Here is a 15,832-nt window from a genome sequence, read left to right as displayed (position 1 = left end):
AGTGCGGCGTTTTTATTTTGGTACCTTTTGTGTAGATGTATTGTCTAATGCGGAGTTTTCCAATCTCATTTAATTTGGTAAAGTAGCAAATTCCAATGAAGAAGATTAGTTTTGCATTATGTTGGATTATCTGGTAGTTGGTCTTGGTTTAGCGGGAATTGCTTTTTGTGAAAAATTGGAAAAAGAAGGTATGTCCTTCAAAGTAATATCGGATGATTCCCAACAAGCATCGCTTGTAGCTGGAGGACTTTACAATCCGGTCATCCTAAAAAGATTTACTCTGGCCTGGAACGCTAGGGAACAAATGGATTTGGCTATTCCGTTTTATGCTGATTTAGAACAAAAACTCAGCATAACATTAGATCATAAGCTTCGAGTATTACGAAGGTTCGCATCCATAGAAGAACAGAATTCTTGGTTTCAGGCTGCAGACCGCCCTGGACTTGATTATTTTTTATCCACTACTATCCTCAAAAACAATAATGCAAATATTGATGCTCCTTTTGGTTTTGGAGAAGTTAACTATACGGGTAGAATAGACACAAAGGCATTACTGTTAGCCTATTCGAATAGTTTGATTCAAAAGAACCTGCTGATTAAAGAACCTTTTGAATATGGTAGTTTTGAGGTGCTTGAGGATTATGTTTCGTATAAACCTACAAAAGCAAAGTATATCGTTTTTGCTGACGGCTACGGACTCAAGAGCAACCCTTTTTTCGAGTATTTACCGTTAAATGGTACAAAAGGAGAGCTTTTGACCATAAGAGCACCTGAGTTGAAAGAAAACAGTGTCATTAAATCTTCTGTTTTTATTATCCCGTTGGGAGAAGACTTGTATCGTGTAGGCGCTACATACAAATGGAAGGACAAGACCAATGAACCTACGATTGATTCAAAAAATGAACTGCTAACAAAATTGAAGACATTTTTAAAATGTGATTTTGAGGTCGTGAAACATGTTGCAGGTATTAGACCAACTGTAGTGGACAGAAGACCATTGGTTGGACAGCATCCGGAATATAAAAGATTATATGTATTAAATGGTCTTGGTTCCAGGGGTGTACTAATAGCACCACAAGTTTCCAATCAATTGTTCAGTGCAATCGAAAAGAATATGGCACTGGATTCGGAAATTGATATTGATCGGTTTACAAGAAAGTATTATTCCAACTGACCCTTCAAACCTTTGGGTTCGTACTTAATAAAAAAGTTGATCCAAATATTTCTGGACAACCGAATGATTACCGGCATAAAAACAATCAATGTTAGTACAATAGCAATAAAAGTGTTTACAAGAGAAGCGCCAACTATCAAGAAAACGATAACAAAAGCCGCTACGGCAAATGCTATTCCAACCCCATAACTCACATACATAGAGCCGTAGAAGAAAGAAGGCTCGATTTTGTATTTAAGCCCACAATTTGAACAGCGTTCATGCATCTTAAAAATCTGTCCAATCGCATACGGATTATTGTTTGCATACATGTTCTCCTCGTGGCACCTAGGACAACTTCCTGTTAAAATGCTGTAGAGTTTGTTTCCTTTTTTTAACATTTGTAACAATTTTTTACAAAGGTACGGATTCAACTACTTTTGTTATGTAACACAGGTCACGTAAAATGCTGAACATTCATAATCTATCTGTAGCTTTTGGGGGTGATTACCTTTTTGAAGAAATTGCCTTTCGTTTAAATGGAGGTGACAGGGTAGGTCTCATTGGAAAAAACGGAGCTGGAAAATCCACTTTGTTAAAGTTGCTTGCCAAGGAAATGGCTCCAGATTCTGGAACGATTGCCATGGAAAAGGATATTAGGGTTGGATTTTTAAAACAAGACATCGATTTTGAATTAGGAAGAACGGTTTTAGAAGAATCCTATCAGGCATTTCACGAGATTAAATCATTAGAGCTGCAGCTTGATGAAATAAACCAAGGTCTTGCCGAGCGTACAGATTATGAAAGTGAGGCGTATAACCAACTCATGATAGACCTAACCGATGTTACCCACAGATACGAGATTTTGGGAGGCTACAATTACCAAGGAGATACAGAAAAAGTGCTCTTGGGATTAGGTTTTAAGAGAAATGATTTTGATAAAGTCACCGATACGTTCTCAGGAGGTTGGCGAATGCGAATAGAGCTTGCAAAACTTCTGCTTCAAAATAATGATGTGCTGCTATTGGATGAACCTACCAATCATTTGGATATTGAGTCCATTATCTGGTTAGAACAGTTCTTAAAGAATTATGCCGGGGCGGTAGTGATTGTTTCGCACGATAAAATGTTTTTGGACAATGTAACCAATAGGACCATAGAGATTTCGTTGGGGAGAATCTATGATTACAATAAACCGTATTCAAAGTTTTTGGAACAACGGAACGAAATAAAAGTCCAGCAGCTTAGTGCCCAAAAGAATCAAGAAAAACAGATACAGCAAACAGAAAAACTTATAGAAAAGTTTAGGGCAAAAGCCTCAAAAGCCTCAATGGCACAATCTCTAATTAAAAAGCTGGATAAGATTGAACGTATTGAGGTCGACGAAGATGACAATAGCGTAATGAACTTTAGGTTTCCTATATCCGTCACCCCTGGAAAAGTTGTTGCCGAGCTTGAAGCCCTTTCCAAGAGTTATGGCAAAAACCAAGTTTTGAATGGTGTTGACCTTTTAGTGGAACGCGAAAGCAAAACAGCCTTTGTTGGCCAGAACGGGCAGGGAAAGACAACACTGGCAAAGATAATGGTTGGCGAGCTAGACTATGAAGGTCAACTTAAAATGGGACACAATGTCCAGATCGGTTATTTTGCCCAGAACCAAGCTGAATATCTAGATGGCGGCAAAACTGTCCTAGATACAATGATAGATGCCGCTAATGAGAGTAATCGAAGTAAGGTAAGGGATATTTTGGGCTCTTTTTTGTTTCGGGGCGATGAGGTTGAAAAGTATGTAAAAGTGTTGTCCGGGGGCGAACGAAATCGATTGGCATTGGCCAAAATGTTATTGGAACCTTTCAACGTGCTGGTTATGGATGAACCCACGAACCACTTGGACATAAAATCGAAAAATGTATTAAAACGGGCATTACAGAATTTTGAAGGCACTTTGATCTTGGTCTCCCATGACAGGGATTTTCTTCAAGGCCTAACAAATAAAGTATATGAGTTCAAAGATGGAAGCATTAAAGAATATTTAGGAGATATCGATTTTTATTTGGAGCAACGCAAAGCGGATGATTTTAGAAAGATAGAAAAGAGAGAAAAAGTAAAGCCTGTTGAAAAAGTTGCGGTAAAAGAAAACGACTATCAAATTCAAAAGAAAATTAAATCCCTAAAAAATAAGCTTAGCGGAGTAGAAAAGAAAATCACTCATTTGGAACAAGAAATTGCATCCATTGACCATGACTTGCTAATGGATTATGATAGCACTATCGCCAAACAAGGTTTTTTTGACGAATATCAAGGTAAAAAGGATGTTCTAGAGTCCTTAATGGAGGATTGGGAAAACATGTCCAAAGACCTTGAAGCATTCCTTTAGCATCAAAAAAGATTTCTTCACCACATAATTCACTTCGTTTACAACATATTGCTCGTAGTTCACCCAATTAATTTGTAAGATTTTACTTTCATTGCCATATTTGCACCTATAACACGATACCTAAACGCATAACCCATGCTCAGAAAGACATTTTTTTGTTTGATAGTAGTATGTATTACTTCCCAATTATTTATTAATGCAGCGGTTTCCAAAAAGGAAAAAGACGCATTGGTAGATCTGTTCAAAAGCATGAATGGTGAAAAATGGACCACTCCTTGGAACCTAAAGGACCCCGTGGATACATGGAAAGGTATACAAGTGAAGGACAACCATGTTGTAAAGATTAACCTTTTTAGAAACAATTTGGAAGGAATTCTTCCTGAAAGTATAGGGAAACTGAAATACTTGACGCACTTAAACCTTGCTTTCAATAATATTACCGGCGTTTTGCCCGAGAATATTGTGAAACTTGAAAATTTACAAGTCTTGCGTTTAGAGATGAATAGAATCAAAGGATCTTTACCAGCAGATGTGAATCAATTGGAATCACTTCAGGTTTTTTCTATGTTCAATAATTTTTTGACGGGTGCCATACCCGCATCATTTGGGAAATTAAAAAATCTGAAAGAACTTAATCTCTCTAGCAATAACTTGAAGGGTATTATCCCTAATTCCATAGGAAACCTATCAAACTTAGAGGCACTAGGTCTTTTTGAAAACAATTTAGAGGGAACAATTCCCCAAGAAATAGGAAAACTAGGTCAGTTGAAGGAATTGGTATTGGCAAATAACCAATTAGGTGGCGAAATACCTCTAGAATTTGCACAATTGGCAAGTTTAAAAATTCTACAGATACAGAACAACAGATTTAATTCCTACAAAGGATTAAACGAAATGGATACAAAACAGTTTTTAGTTTTTGATTCTGACGAAAAAACATTGAATCCTAAATTCAATGAAATACAATTAAAACGTTCTAGAATGGCGGACACAAAATTCGAAGACGAAGACGATAATGAGTAGTTAGTTATACTTTAGTTTGTTTGGTTTGGGGATACAGGCGTGTATCCCCTTTTTTTTGTCAAAAATTAAAAGGATAAACATTTTATGAAATATTTAACCCTTCAAACTTATAGGAGGGGATAGTTTTGCAGGGACTAATTTATACGACACATGCGTAAGCTTATTATTTCTGCTGTTGTAGGCGGCCTAATTATTTTTGCATCATTATATTTCGCTGGATTGATTGCGGGAAGCAAAAAGGATAGAAGACCAAAGCCACAACAAGTTGTCAAGACTGTTTTTGTAGATACGGTGCTAAATAGCGTTATTCCAATAGTAGTTCCCGCTAATGGAAATTTAAGGGCAAAGCAACGTGTTGAACTGTTTTCTGAGGTTCAGGGCGTTTTCAGGTCTGGAAGTAAATTATTTAGGACAGGTCAGGAATATAGTACCGGACAGACTTTAATCAGAATCGATGCCAATGAGTATTATGCCAGCGTACAATCCGCCAAAAGCGATTTGTACAATCTGTTGACTTCCATTATGCCGGACTTACGATTGGATTATCCAGAAATCTATACCAAATGGCAAGAATATTTAAATAACTTCGATTTAAACAACAGTACTCCCAAATTACCTGAAATTACTACAGAGAAGGAAAAATTCTTTATTTCCGGTAGAGGTATTATATCCAACTATTATAATGTAAAGAACCTTGAACAGCGTCTCTCCAAGTATAATATTGCTGCACCTTTTAATGGTGTCCTGACCGAAGCTTTGGTGACAGAAGGAACCTTGATACGGGCAGGACAAAAATTAGGAGAGTTCATAAGCGTGGGAGCTTATGAATTAGAGGTGTCCGTTAGTAAAACGTACGGAGATTTTTTAAAATTGGGAAAAAAAGTACAACTTTCAAACCTGGAGAATACACAGGATTATATGGGTGAGGTAACTCGAATTAATGGACGTGTTGACCAAAGTTCGCAGACCATAACCGTATTTATAGAGGTTAGTGGCGAAAACTTGAAAGAAGGACAATATTTGGAGGCCAATGTAGAGGCAAAAGAAGAAGCCAATGCCATCGAAGTAGACCGTTCATTGTTACTTGAGAACAATCAAATTTTTGTGGTACGCGATTCAGTACTTGATTTAATAGACGTTAAGCCCGTATATTTCACGGATAAAAAAGTAGTGCTAAAAGATGTGCCGGACAGTGAAGTGATTGTTTCCAAATCGCTCACGGGTGCATATGCAGGAATGCTGGTGAAGGTATATGACGAAAATCAAGATAAAAAGGCGAAATCGTGAGAAAGGTAATATCTTATTTCATTAAGTATCACGTAGCGGTAAATGTAATCATTATTGCTTTTTTCATTTTTGGTATTGTTGGGGCACTTTCGCTAAAATCATCATTTTTCCCACTTGCAGAATCACGAAATGTTGTTATAGCAATTACATATCCTGGAGCATCCCCACAAGAAGTAGAGGAAGGTATTGTTCTAAAAATTGAGGATAACCTCAAAGGTTTGGAAGGAGTGGATAGGGTGACCTCGACCTCAAGTGAAAATAGCGGAACCATAAACGTAGAGATTGAAAAAGGCAGGGACATCGATTTCATGTTATTGGAAGTTAAAAACGCAGTCGATAGAGTCCCCACATTTCCTACAGGTATGGAACCTCTTGTGGTTTCAAAACTAGAAGCGGTAAGACCTACTATAAGTTTTGCGGTAAGTGGAAATAATATTCCGTTGGTAACCTTAAAACAGATAGGTCGCCAGATAGAAAATGATTTGCGTGCAATCGATGGGATATCACAAATAGAAATTGCAGGGTATCCAGATGAAGAAATAGAAATTGCTGTTGATGAGAATAGTCTTTTGGCCTACGATATTTCTTTTGCCGATGTAGCACAAGCCGTTTCAGGTGCCAATATTTTGGTGACGGGAGGGAATATAAAAACCAATTCGGAGGAATATCTGATAAGGGCAAACAACCGCTCCTATTATGGTGATGAACTTTCGAATCTGGTGGTACGGGCAGATGAATCCGGTAAAGTCATACGATTAAAGGACGTAGCAAAGATTCGTGATCGTTTTTCCGAAACACCAAATGTATCCTACTTCAATGGCGACTTATCGGTAAACGTGACAATAACAAGTACCAACACCGAAGATTTAATCGGTTCTGCGGAGAATGTAAAAGAGTATATAGAGGATTTCAATCAGAAATACACCAATGTTCAATTGGATGTTGTTAGGGATCTGTCCAAAACACTTACGCAACGTACAGACCTACTTACGGAAAATGCCATTGTAGGTATGGCCTTAGTGCTTCTTTTTCTATCTCTTTTCTTGAATACCAGATTGGCGTTTTGGGTGGCTTTTGGCCTACCGATAGCTTTTTTGGGGATGTTTGTTTTTGCTCCAATGCTCAATGTTACCATTAATGTACTGTCTTTATTTGGGATGATTATCGTTATTGGGATTTTGGTGGATGATGGTATCGTGATAGCCGAAAATATCTATCAACATTACGAAAAAGGAAAAACACCCGTTCAGGCGGCTATAGATGGTACCATGGAGGTTATTCCCCCTATTCTTTCCGCAATCATAACCACGATACTAGCATTTTCAATCTTTCTGTTTTTGGATGGAAGGATAGGTGATTTCTTTAGTGAGGTATCTGTAATCGTCATATTGACTTTGGTGGTTTCTTTGGTGGAAGCACTGATTATATTACCTGCACATTTGGCACATTCAAAAGCACTTCAACCACAAAAGCAGGGACCTAAGAATGGAGTTGCCCGTGTTTTTTCCAAATTGAGGGTTATCAATAAAATGGGTGACCAATCCATGGCTTGGATGCGTGACAAGTTATATAGTCCTACATTACGCTTTGCCCTAGACTATAAATTACTCACTTTTGCCATTTTTTTTATGGCACTTGTTTTGACCTTTGGGTCTATAGGGGGAGGCATCATAAGAACTGCGTTTTTTCCAAGAATTGCCAGTGATCAGATTGCAGTGGAATTGTCTATGCCGAATGGAACTAACGAAAAAATAACAGATTCCATTATCAGTTTAATACAGGACAAAGCACAAATAGTAAATCAAGAGCTAACGGATGAATATTTACAGGAAACGGATAAGATGTTGTTCGAAAACATGCTTAAAAATGTGGGCCCGGGCTCCTCATCAGCAAGATTGATCATTAATTTATTGCCTGGAGAAGAACGTCCAGATGCGATCAGGGCAGACTTGGTGACCACACGGCTTAGGGAATTGGTGGGTCCAGTTGTAGGTGTGGAAAGTCTTATCTATGGTTCTGGGGGCAATTTTGGGGGTGATCCAGTTTCTGTTTCACTTTTAGGAAATAATATAGAAGAACTCAAAGCAGCTAAGACAGAATTAAAAACAGCGATGCTGAACAATTCGCTTTTAAAGGATGTTACCGATAACGATCCAGCGGGAATCAAAGAAATACGACTGGAACTAAAAGAAAACGCTTATTTACTTGGATTGAATCTCCAAACCGTTATGAACCAAGTGCGATCGGGTTTTTTTGGTGCCCAAGCACAACGTTTTCAGAGAGGACAGGACGAGATTCGGGTTTGGGTCCGTTACGATAGAGATAATAGATCTTCCATTGCTGATTTGGACGAGATGCGGATTTCAGCGCCCAATGGAGAGCGGATACCACTTAAGGAAATTGCCACGTACTCCATTGAACGCGGCGATGTTGCTATCAATCACTTGGACGGGCTACGGGAAATTCAAGTTTCATCTGATTTAAAAGACCCGGAAACGACTAGTGGAACGGATGCAATGACTTGGATTCGTACAGATGTTATGCCAGAGATATTATCAAAATATCCCTCAATAACCCCATCTTACGAAGGACAGAACAGAGAGGCAAATAAACTTATAGGTTCCTTACGTTTTGCAGGCCTTACGGTACTTTTTCTGATCTTTGTGACCATAGCATTTACTTTTAGAAGTTTTAGTCAACCTTTATTGCTCATACTTTTGGTGCCCTTTAGTTTAACGGCTGTGGCATGGGGGCATTGGATACATGGCTTTCCAATTAATATCCTTTCCATGCTGGGCATTATTGCCCTTATAGGTATCATGGTCAATGACGGTCTGGTACTTATTGGTAAATTCAATATAAACCTTCGTAATGGTCTCAAATTCAACGAAGCTATATATGAAGCCGGTCGCTCTCGTTTTAGAGCTATATTTTTAACTTCTGTTACCACTATTGCTGGTTTGGCACCATTGCTATTGGAAAAAAGTAGACAGGCACAATTTCTTAAACCAATGGCCATCTCTATTGCATATGGTATTGGTTTTGCCACCGTTTTGACCTTGGTCATGTTGCCTTTGTTCCTTTCGTTCGGAAATAATATAAAAGTTTGGAGCAAGAGAATATGGACTGGTGAAAAAGTTTCCAAAGAAGAGGTGGAGCGCGCTATTAAAGAGCAAGGTGAAGAACAGTTTATGTTGGAAGGTACGCACAAGCTCAACGGAAGTACAAACCATATAGAATCCAACGAAGACGTTTCAGAAGTTTTAGAAGAAACAAGATGATGAGAAGTATATTATATACACTACCCTTTTTTTTACTGGTTCACATACATTCAATACAAGCTCAGGATAAAATACTGTCCAAAGAAGAAGCTATTGATTTGGCTTTAGAAAATAATTTGGACATTAGGGTCGCCAGAAACACAAAAAAAATCGATGATAATAATGCCAGCATCTTAAATTCTGGATATTTGCCAACGGTAACCGCAATAGGAGGCGGAAGTATAGATGTACAGAATACAGAAGGTCAGTTGGCAAGTGGCGATGTGCGTACAGCGGATGGCGCAGAAACAAGACGTTACAATGCATCCGTAGATGTAAACTATACCTTGTTCGATGGTCTCAACAGACGGTACACCTATAAAAGTTTTAAGGAACGCTCACAACAGTCGGAATTAGAAGTAAGACAAACCATAGAAAACACAATTCTTCAGTTGTTTACGGTGTATTACGAAGTAGCCAGATTGACCGAAAACACCAACAATCTTGGGCAGGCCTTAGAAATTTCAAAGGAGCGATTGAAACGTGCTGAATATCAATTTGAATATGGACAGAATACGGGCTTAGATGTGTTGAATGCCGAGGTGGATATAAATACGGATAGCATCAATCTTTTAAATTCCAGACAACAGTTACGCAATACAATGCGGGATTTAAACCTAGTCTTGAACCAAGAGCTTTCAAACCAGTTTTTAGCAGATACTACGGTCAACTTTGTTCCTGGGCTACAAATGGAGAACATGCACGAAGAAGCAAAATTGAACAATGTTCGTTTACAGATTGTGGATAAAGAAATGATTATCAACGAATATAATGTTAAGGCCGCTAAAAGCGTTTTTTTGCCCACCATTGGTTTGACGGGAACATACGGTTGGAATGAATCCAACAACAACAGTCCACTTGCTTTCTTAATTCAGAACACTTCAACAGGAGTAACGGGAGCGGTTAACTTAACATGGAACCTTTTTGATGGTGGAAGAGGGGTTACTGGTATAAAAAATGTAAAAATCGGATACGAAAATCAAGAACTGCTAAAAAAACAAATAGAGCTGGAAGTAGAGCGCGATATCCGAAATGCATGGGATAGTTACACTAACGCATTGTTCGTTTTGGAAGTGCAGGAAAAGAATTTGCAGACCAACCAAAACAACTTTAAACGAACAGACGAACGCTATAAGTTGGGCCAAGTCACCTCTATAGAATTTAGGCAGGCACAGTTAAATTTATTGAATGCGGAGTTAGCACAAAGTCAAGCCAAATACAGTGCTAAACTGGCCGAATTACAAATGTTGCAAATAAGCGGTCAATTGCTGAACGTAGACTTTTGATCGGCGAATTGATACGTTAAGCCATATCGAGCGCAGTCGAGATATTGAACTCGTAAGAATTGTTTTTGAATAAGATATGCACGAACATTTTTTTCAATGTCCCTATTGTTGGGAAGAGATTTCTTTTCTGCTGGATATGTCGGTATCCAACCAAACCTATGTTGAGGATTGCGAGGTATGTTGCAATCCTATTGAAGCAAATACGGCTTTTGAAAATCAAGAACTTGTTCGTTTTGAAGCTAGGGAATTGGGACAATAAAATCCGTATCTTTAAAAGGAACGGATTTTTAACTTTATATGAAGCTTCCCAAGCTCATTTCTCCTAAGATTTTTCCTATTTTATTGGTCAATTTCATTGGAATATTGGGCTATAGCATTGTAGTACCTATTCTTATTTTTATAGTAACGGATTTGGGAGGAAACGGTTTTATCTATGGAATCCTGGGAGCTATGTACCCCTTTTTTCAATTTATAGGTGCACCCATATTAGGGCGGCTTTCCGACAAAATTGGGCGAAAAAAAGTACTCGTCATAAGCCAGTTGGGAACCTTTGTTGCCTGGACACTTTTCTTGTTGGCCTTTATCCTTCCCGAAACCGAGTTATGGTCACAGAATACAAATATTACAGGAAGTTATGTGATGACCCTGCCCTTGGTCATTATTTTCCTGGCCAGAATTTTTGATGGTTTTACGGGCGGAAACATCTCTGTCGCCAACGCTTACCTATCCGATATCTCTACCGATGAGGACAGAAATTCAAATTTTGGAAAAATGGGTGCCGCGACCAGTCTGGGCTTTGTACTGGGGCCGGCTTTTGCAGGGGTTTTAGCATCAACTATTTTGGGTGAGGTCTTGCCTTTGATTTTGGCTGCCATAATCTCATTAGTGGCCATATTTGTAATCAACACACAATTAAAGGAAAGTGTTCCTTGCGTCGTTAATACCGGTAAAGTAGGTTTGCGTTCGCTACGTCGATTCTTTCAGGTCGAGCATAAAGACTGCTATCAAGAAGGTGAGCTGCAGGCGGGCCCACAAAAAACCAGTTTAAAGATGGTTTTGAAAGAACCTGGGATTCCTTTGCTGTACCTTGTCTATTTTCTCACCTTTTTAGGATTTAGCCTTTTCTATGCAGGATTGCCCATTTATGCGAATACCATTTTGGAGTGGTCCTCTACGAATTTGGGTGTTTTTTTGGCATACTCAAGTCTTATCATGATTATTGTCCAAGGTCCGGTACTTACTAAACTAGAGGGAAAAGTGAGCAATGAAAAGCTAATCCTGGTAGGTTCGTTTGTATTGGCGCTGTCATTTCTACTATTATCTTACCAGAGTTTATTGATTATCTATTTGGCAAATACACTGCTTTCCATAGGGAACGGATTAATGTGGCCAAGCTTTATGGCACTCTTGTCCAGAACAGGTAAATCAACTATGCAAGGAACTATTCAGGGCTATGGGAATAGCATGGGAAGTATCGCCAGTATGTTTGGGCTCATTCTAGGCGGAGTTTTGTTTGAGTTTTTAGCAACGAAAGTTTTCATAATCGGTGGAATGATTTTTTTAATTATCACTGTGTTAATGATCTTAAATTTCACACAAAGAAGAAAACCAATTTTGGAGGTAACATAAAATCTTCGAAAAGTATATTCTCTTTAGGAAGTACTATTGTTTTCAATCTATTTTTTATGAAACAAGCTTGTCGAAAGGCAAAAACGCCTTTGTATCTTCGTTTACCTAAAAACCAATAGGCATGATTTTAAACTATTATAAAAGTATAGGTGTCCTTCTTTTGATTTTGCTTTTTTCCTGTAATTCAAGAAAGCAAAAACCATCCGAAGAAAAACCAAAAGAAAGTTATTCCATACTAGATAGTCTTCTTGAAGGTGTAAAAGTACCGGAAGGAATGGTCTGGATTCCTGGAGGGAGTTTTGAACAAGGGGCTGTAGCTGGGGATCAATTAGCTATGGCGCACGAAAAACCCTCCCATACCGTTACAGTAGATGGATTTTTTATGGATGCTACGGAAGTCACCAATGCAGAATTTAAAAAGTTTATAGAAGCTACCGGTTACGTTACCGTTGCAGAGCGGGCATTGGATTGGGAGGAGATGAAGCAACAATTGCCTCCGGGAACTCCAAAGCCACACGATTCAATTTTTCAGCCAGGCTCATTGATATTTAGAAAAACGCCCGAACCCGTTACTAACTTTATGGACGTATCACAATGGTGGAAGTGGAAAGTAGGAGCTTCCTGGAAACATCCTAAAGGACCGGGAAGTGATTTAACCGGGAAAGAAAATCATCCCGTAGTTCACATATCTTTTGAAGATGCATTGGCGTACTGTGAATGGAAAGGGCATCGATTGCCAACAGAGGCAGAATGGGAGTACGCCGCTCGTGGGAATGCAGTTAAAGATGCTCCGTACCACTGGGGCGTACTTAAAGATGGTTTAGAAAATAGGGCAAACATCTGGACAGGAACTTTTCCAAATGAAAATAATGAAGCAGATGGATTTGAAGGTACCGCTCCAGTAAAAAGTTTTGAGGCGAATGCTTTTGGACTCTACGATACATCGGGGAATGTATGGGAATGGACTTCGGATTGGTACAATACCAAGTATTACAGAACATTGGCCAATTCAGAAGAGGTGATTATCAATCCTCAAGGTGCTAAGGAGGCCTTTAATGCCAACAACCCCTATGTACAGGAAAAAGTGATTAAAGGAGGTTCATTTCTTTGCCATGAATCGTATTGTGCAAGTTATCGCATTTCTTCAAGAATGGCGAATAGTACGGATTCTGCACAAGAGCATTTGGGTTTTAGAACGGTGAAATCTTTATCAAAAAGAGATTAACTATAATTTCTACAGTCTATTGTTTTCGTCGTCACCCGTGGACTTGCGTTGGTAGTTGGTTTTTGTCAACTTTCCAAAATTATAGGTAGCCATAAACCTAAAGTACCGGGTGTTATTGATCCTATCGAAAAAAATCAATGTATTTCCAAGGCGATAGTCGCCATCAGGCTTATTCGTTTGAAAGATATCATTGGCGACCACTTGGAGTTTTAAAGAGTTATTGAAGAAATCCTTCTCCAATCCCAACGTGATTTCAGCTTGATTTTTTCTAGAATAAATTCCATCATAGCGATTACTCAGGTACCAAGCTATTAATTGTAGCTTCATACCTTCGAACAAGGTGAATTTGTTATTGGTGTAGAGGTAAGCCTGTGGTCGAGTTTCTTTGAAACCAAAAGAGGATTGGGTGTCTATTAATTTATTGTAACTAACGGTCACGGAATTCATAGACGTCCACCAATCGATATTGAAAGGTAAGATTGCATTGGCAAAAACATCATGTTGTCTATTACTATTTAAGCGTTGTAGTATATAACTCTTTGGGTCCTCTCCTTGAACCGCTCCGCCTGTTATTGGATCTAAAGTGTAATTGTAACCAAGTTTTAAGGTTATTTTACGGAGATTTGCCCCGATTTCAAAAGCGTGGATTTTTTCCGGCACTATATTGGGGTTTCCCTGAATTGAGGTAAAGGCATCCTGGTAGATGATAGTGGGATTTAAGGATTCATATCTTGGGCGCGCTATTCTTGAAGCATAAGAGGCGAAAAAGGACTTGTTTTCATTCAAGACTAATCCTATTGAAGCATTTGGGAATAGATTTAAGTAATCATCCTTTATTGGAGCTTCTAGATTGTCCGTTGCAAGTTCATATTCGGTCAATTCACTCCGTAGTCCAAAATTGTAATTCACTTTTTCCGATACACTTTTACTGTAATTGATATAGGCTGCATAAATCTGTTCATTGTATTCAAATTCTCTTGAAAGGTCTTCATCTAGAGTAAAATCGGCTTCATTGGTCGAGACCAGAAAGTCAGAGTCTGAAGTATTCTGGACGTTCCCAAATTTAATTCCGGTCTCCAGCTGTCCTTTTTCTGAAAATACTTTGGTAAAGTCCAGTCTTGCGCTGTAAATGGGAATTTCCCTATCTACAAGATTTTTAAGTGTACGCCTTGATATTTGCCCTTCACTAACGGATTCTTCATCAATAATATCATCTATTGCGGTATTATTACGAGAATATTGACCCCCAAAATAAAATGAAGAACCTAGAGAGTCCAGTGATTGAAAATAGTTTAGAACATAAGCATTTTGGGTGGTGAGGTCGTCTTTGTTGACAATACTTTCAAATTGTTCCAATACACTATTGAAGTTAATGTCGTTGTTGCTGCTTTCGGTTCCTCCCAGAGCGTGGTTGAGGCCATTGTAACCGATGGACAAATAGCTTTCATCCGTGAAATTGTACTGTACTCCAACTCCGTAGTTGGCAAAATATTTTTGCTCTCTTTCCCAATCTGTTGTAATATCCGAATTAAAAGAATCTCCTTCTCCTGATCTGTTTCTGGTCGTATTCAATAAAAAACGATAAGCTCCTAACTGCATTCCATAGTTCCCTGTTATGGAAACACGATTTTTTCTATAATCAAAATTAAAATTGGTGTTTGTATTGGTTGGTGAAAAGTCCGAAACACTAACATTTTGGCTTAGCATTCCCTTTATCCCCTCCATTGTAGAAGTACTGGTAACAATATTGATTACTGCCTGTCCTTCAGCGTCGTATTTTGCGGAGGGATTGGATATAATTTCGATGTTCTTGATTTCGGAAGCTTGTACGTTTGCCAATTGCTCGCTAAAAATACGTTGACCGTTCAAATAGATGATGGCCGTACCCTTTCCAATAATTGAAATACCTTCATCTTCAACCAATACATTGGGCGACCTTGATAAAATCTCTTGAACGGAGTTACTTGTTGCTAATACTGTGTTCTCTACATTAACTTGTACTGTTCCATCATTTTTGGTTTCGAATAAGGGGAGGTTGGCTACCAGTACCACCTCTTCCAAGGCATTGCTTGCTTCGTCAACGATGATATCCCCCAAGTCGATATCCGAAATTCCTTTAAAATCTATAGTTATAAATGTGTCTTTAAATTCGAGCGAAGTAAGTTTTAGAAGTATTTTACGCTCGTTAAGATTTGTTAACTCAAACTTTCCTTCAAAAAAAGTTGTTCCCGTTATAATAGTGGAGTCTAATGGAGAGATGATAAGGGCGTTTCCCAATACAACCTCTTTTTTTGTATTTAGTACGTTGCCAGTAACCGATGTTATGGTTTGTCCGTATATATTAGCTTGTATGCTCAGGACCATAATTACAACAATAACTTTTAATATTTTACCCATTGTCACCTCTTATTTTTTTCAAAACTATCGCTGTGTACAGTCCTTTTTTGGAAAAGTAGACGAATGGCCTATCCTTGTCTGTAGAATAGCCAAAAGGCTTTTATTGTTCATTTTCAACTCTTCATAGCCCGTAAT

Annotated in this window: 11 protein-coding genes; 9 read left to right on the top strand and 2 right to left on the bottom strand. The window is 38.5% G+C overall.

The window, feature by feature from the left end; genetic code table 11:
* Window positions 1-118: 118 nt before the first annotated feature.
* Window positions 119-1,174 carry an FAD-binding oxidoreductase gene (locus KIM67_RS06040; RefSeq protein ID WP_213830449.1) on the top strand — a complete coding sequence of 352 codons (1,056 nt, stop codon included), beginning with the start codon at window positions 119-121 and terminating at the stop codon, window positions 1,172-1,174.
* Here KIM67_RS06040 and KIM67_RS06035 read toward each other — a convergent pair.
* Window positions 1,162-1,554, bottom strand: a complete 393-nt coding sequence (locus tag KIM67_RS06035) for a DUF983 domain-containing protein (RefSeq protein ID WP_213830448.1) — start codon at window positions 1,552-1,554, stop codon at window positions 1,162-1,164. The two genes, KIM67_RS06040 and KIM67_RS06035, sit on opposite strands and share 13 nt — an antisense overlap.
* A 65-nt stretch (window positions 1,555-1,619) precedes the next feature.
* Here KIM67_RS06035 and KIM67_RS06030 point away from each other — a divergent pair, with 65 nt between their 5' ends.
* From KIM67_RS06030 to KIM67_RS05995, 8 genes are all read left to right on the top strand, one after another.
* Window positions 1,620-3,530: an ABC-F family ATP-binding cassette domain-containing protein gene (locus KIM67_RS06030; protein ID WP_213830447.1), complete on the top strand. Its 1,911-nt coding sequence runs from the start codon at window positions 1,620-1,622 to the stop codon at window positions 3,528-3,530.
* 135 nt (window positions 3,531-3,665) lie between these two features.
* Window positions 3,666-4,553 carry a hypothetical protein gene (locus KIM67_RS06025; RefSeq protein ID WP_213830446.1) on the top strand — a complete coding sequence of 296 codons (888 nt, stop codon included), beginning with the start codon at window positions 3,666-3,668 and terminating at the stop codon, window positions 4,551-4,553.
* A gap of 150 nt (window positions 4,554-4,703) precedes the next feature.
* Entirely contained in the window at window positions 4,704-5,840 is a 1,137-nt protein-coding gene (locus KIM67_RS06020; protein ID WP_213830445.1) for an efflux RND transporter periplasmic adaptor subunit, read from the top strand.
* The gene (locus KIM67_RS06015) at window positions 5,837-9,121 is read left to right on the top strand and encodes an efflux RND transporter permease subunit (RefSeq protein ID WP_213830444.1); all 3,285 of its coding nucleotides are present in this window, start codon (window positions 5,837-5,839) and stop codon (window positions 9,119-9,121) included. The genes KIM67_RS06020 and KIM67_RS06015 overlap by 4 nt, the downstream gene beginning before the upstream one ends.
* Complete coding sequence (locus tag KIM67_RS06010; protein ID WP_313788427.1) at window positions 9,118-10,446, top strand: TolC family protein; 1,329 nt, start codon at window positions 9,118-9,120, stop codon at window positions 10,444-10,446. Before KIM67_RS06015 ends, KIM67_RS06010 begins: the two co-directional genes overlap by 4 nt.
* 76 nt (window positions 10,447-10,522) lie before the next feature.
* On the top strand, window positions 10,523-10,705 hold the full coding sequence (locus tag KIM67_RS06005) for a CPXCG motif-containing cysteine-rich protein (protein ID WP_213830443.1): 183 nt from the start codon (window positions 10,523-10,525) through the stop codon (window positions 10,703-10,705).
* Between the two features lie 38 nt (window positions 10,706-10,743).
* The gene (locus tag KIM67_RS06000; RefSeq protein WP_213830442.1) at window positions 10,744-12,075 is read left to right on the top strand and encodes an MFS transporter; all 1,332 of its coding nucleotides are present in this window, start codon (window positions 10,744-10,746) and stop codon (window positions 12,073-12,075) included.
* 121 nt (window positions 12,076-12,196) lie between these two features.
* Window positions 12,197-13,300, top strand: coding sequence for a formylglycine-generating enzyme family protein (locus tag KIM67_RS05995; protein WP_213830441.1), 1,104 nt, complete (start codon window positions 12,197-12,199; stop codon window positions 13,298-13,300).
* A 9-nt stretch (window positions 13,301-13,309) separates the two neighbouring features.
* Here the strand turns inward: KIM67_RS05995 and KIM67_RS05990 are convergent, their stop codons facing one another.
* Entirely contained in the window at window positions 13,310-15,697 is a 2,388-nt protein-coding gene (locus KIM67_RS05990) for an outer membrane beta-barrel family protein (protein ID WP_213830440.1), read from the bottom strand.
* Between the last annotated feature and the right edge of the window lie 135 nt (window positions 15,698-15,832).

It is taken from the genome of Flagellimonas sp. 389 (assembly GCF_018449435.1).
Taxonomy (GTDB): domain Bacteria; phylum Bacteroidota; class Bacteroidia; order Flavobacteriales; family Flavobacteriaceae; genus Flagellimonas.
The sequence above is the reverse complement of the archived record's forward strand: the minus strand, read 5'-3'. Positions and strand labels throughout refer to the sequence as shown.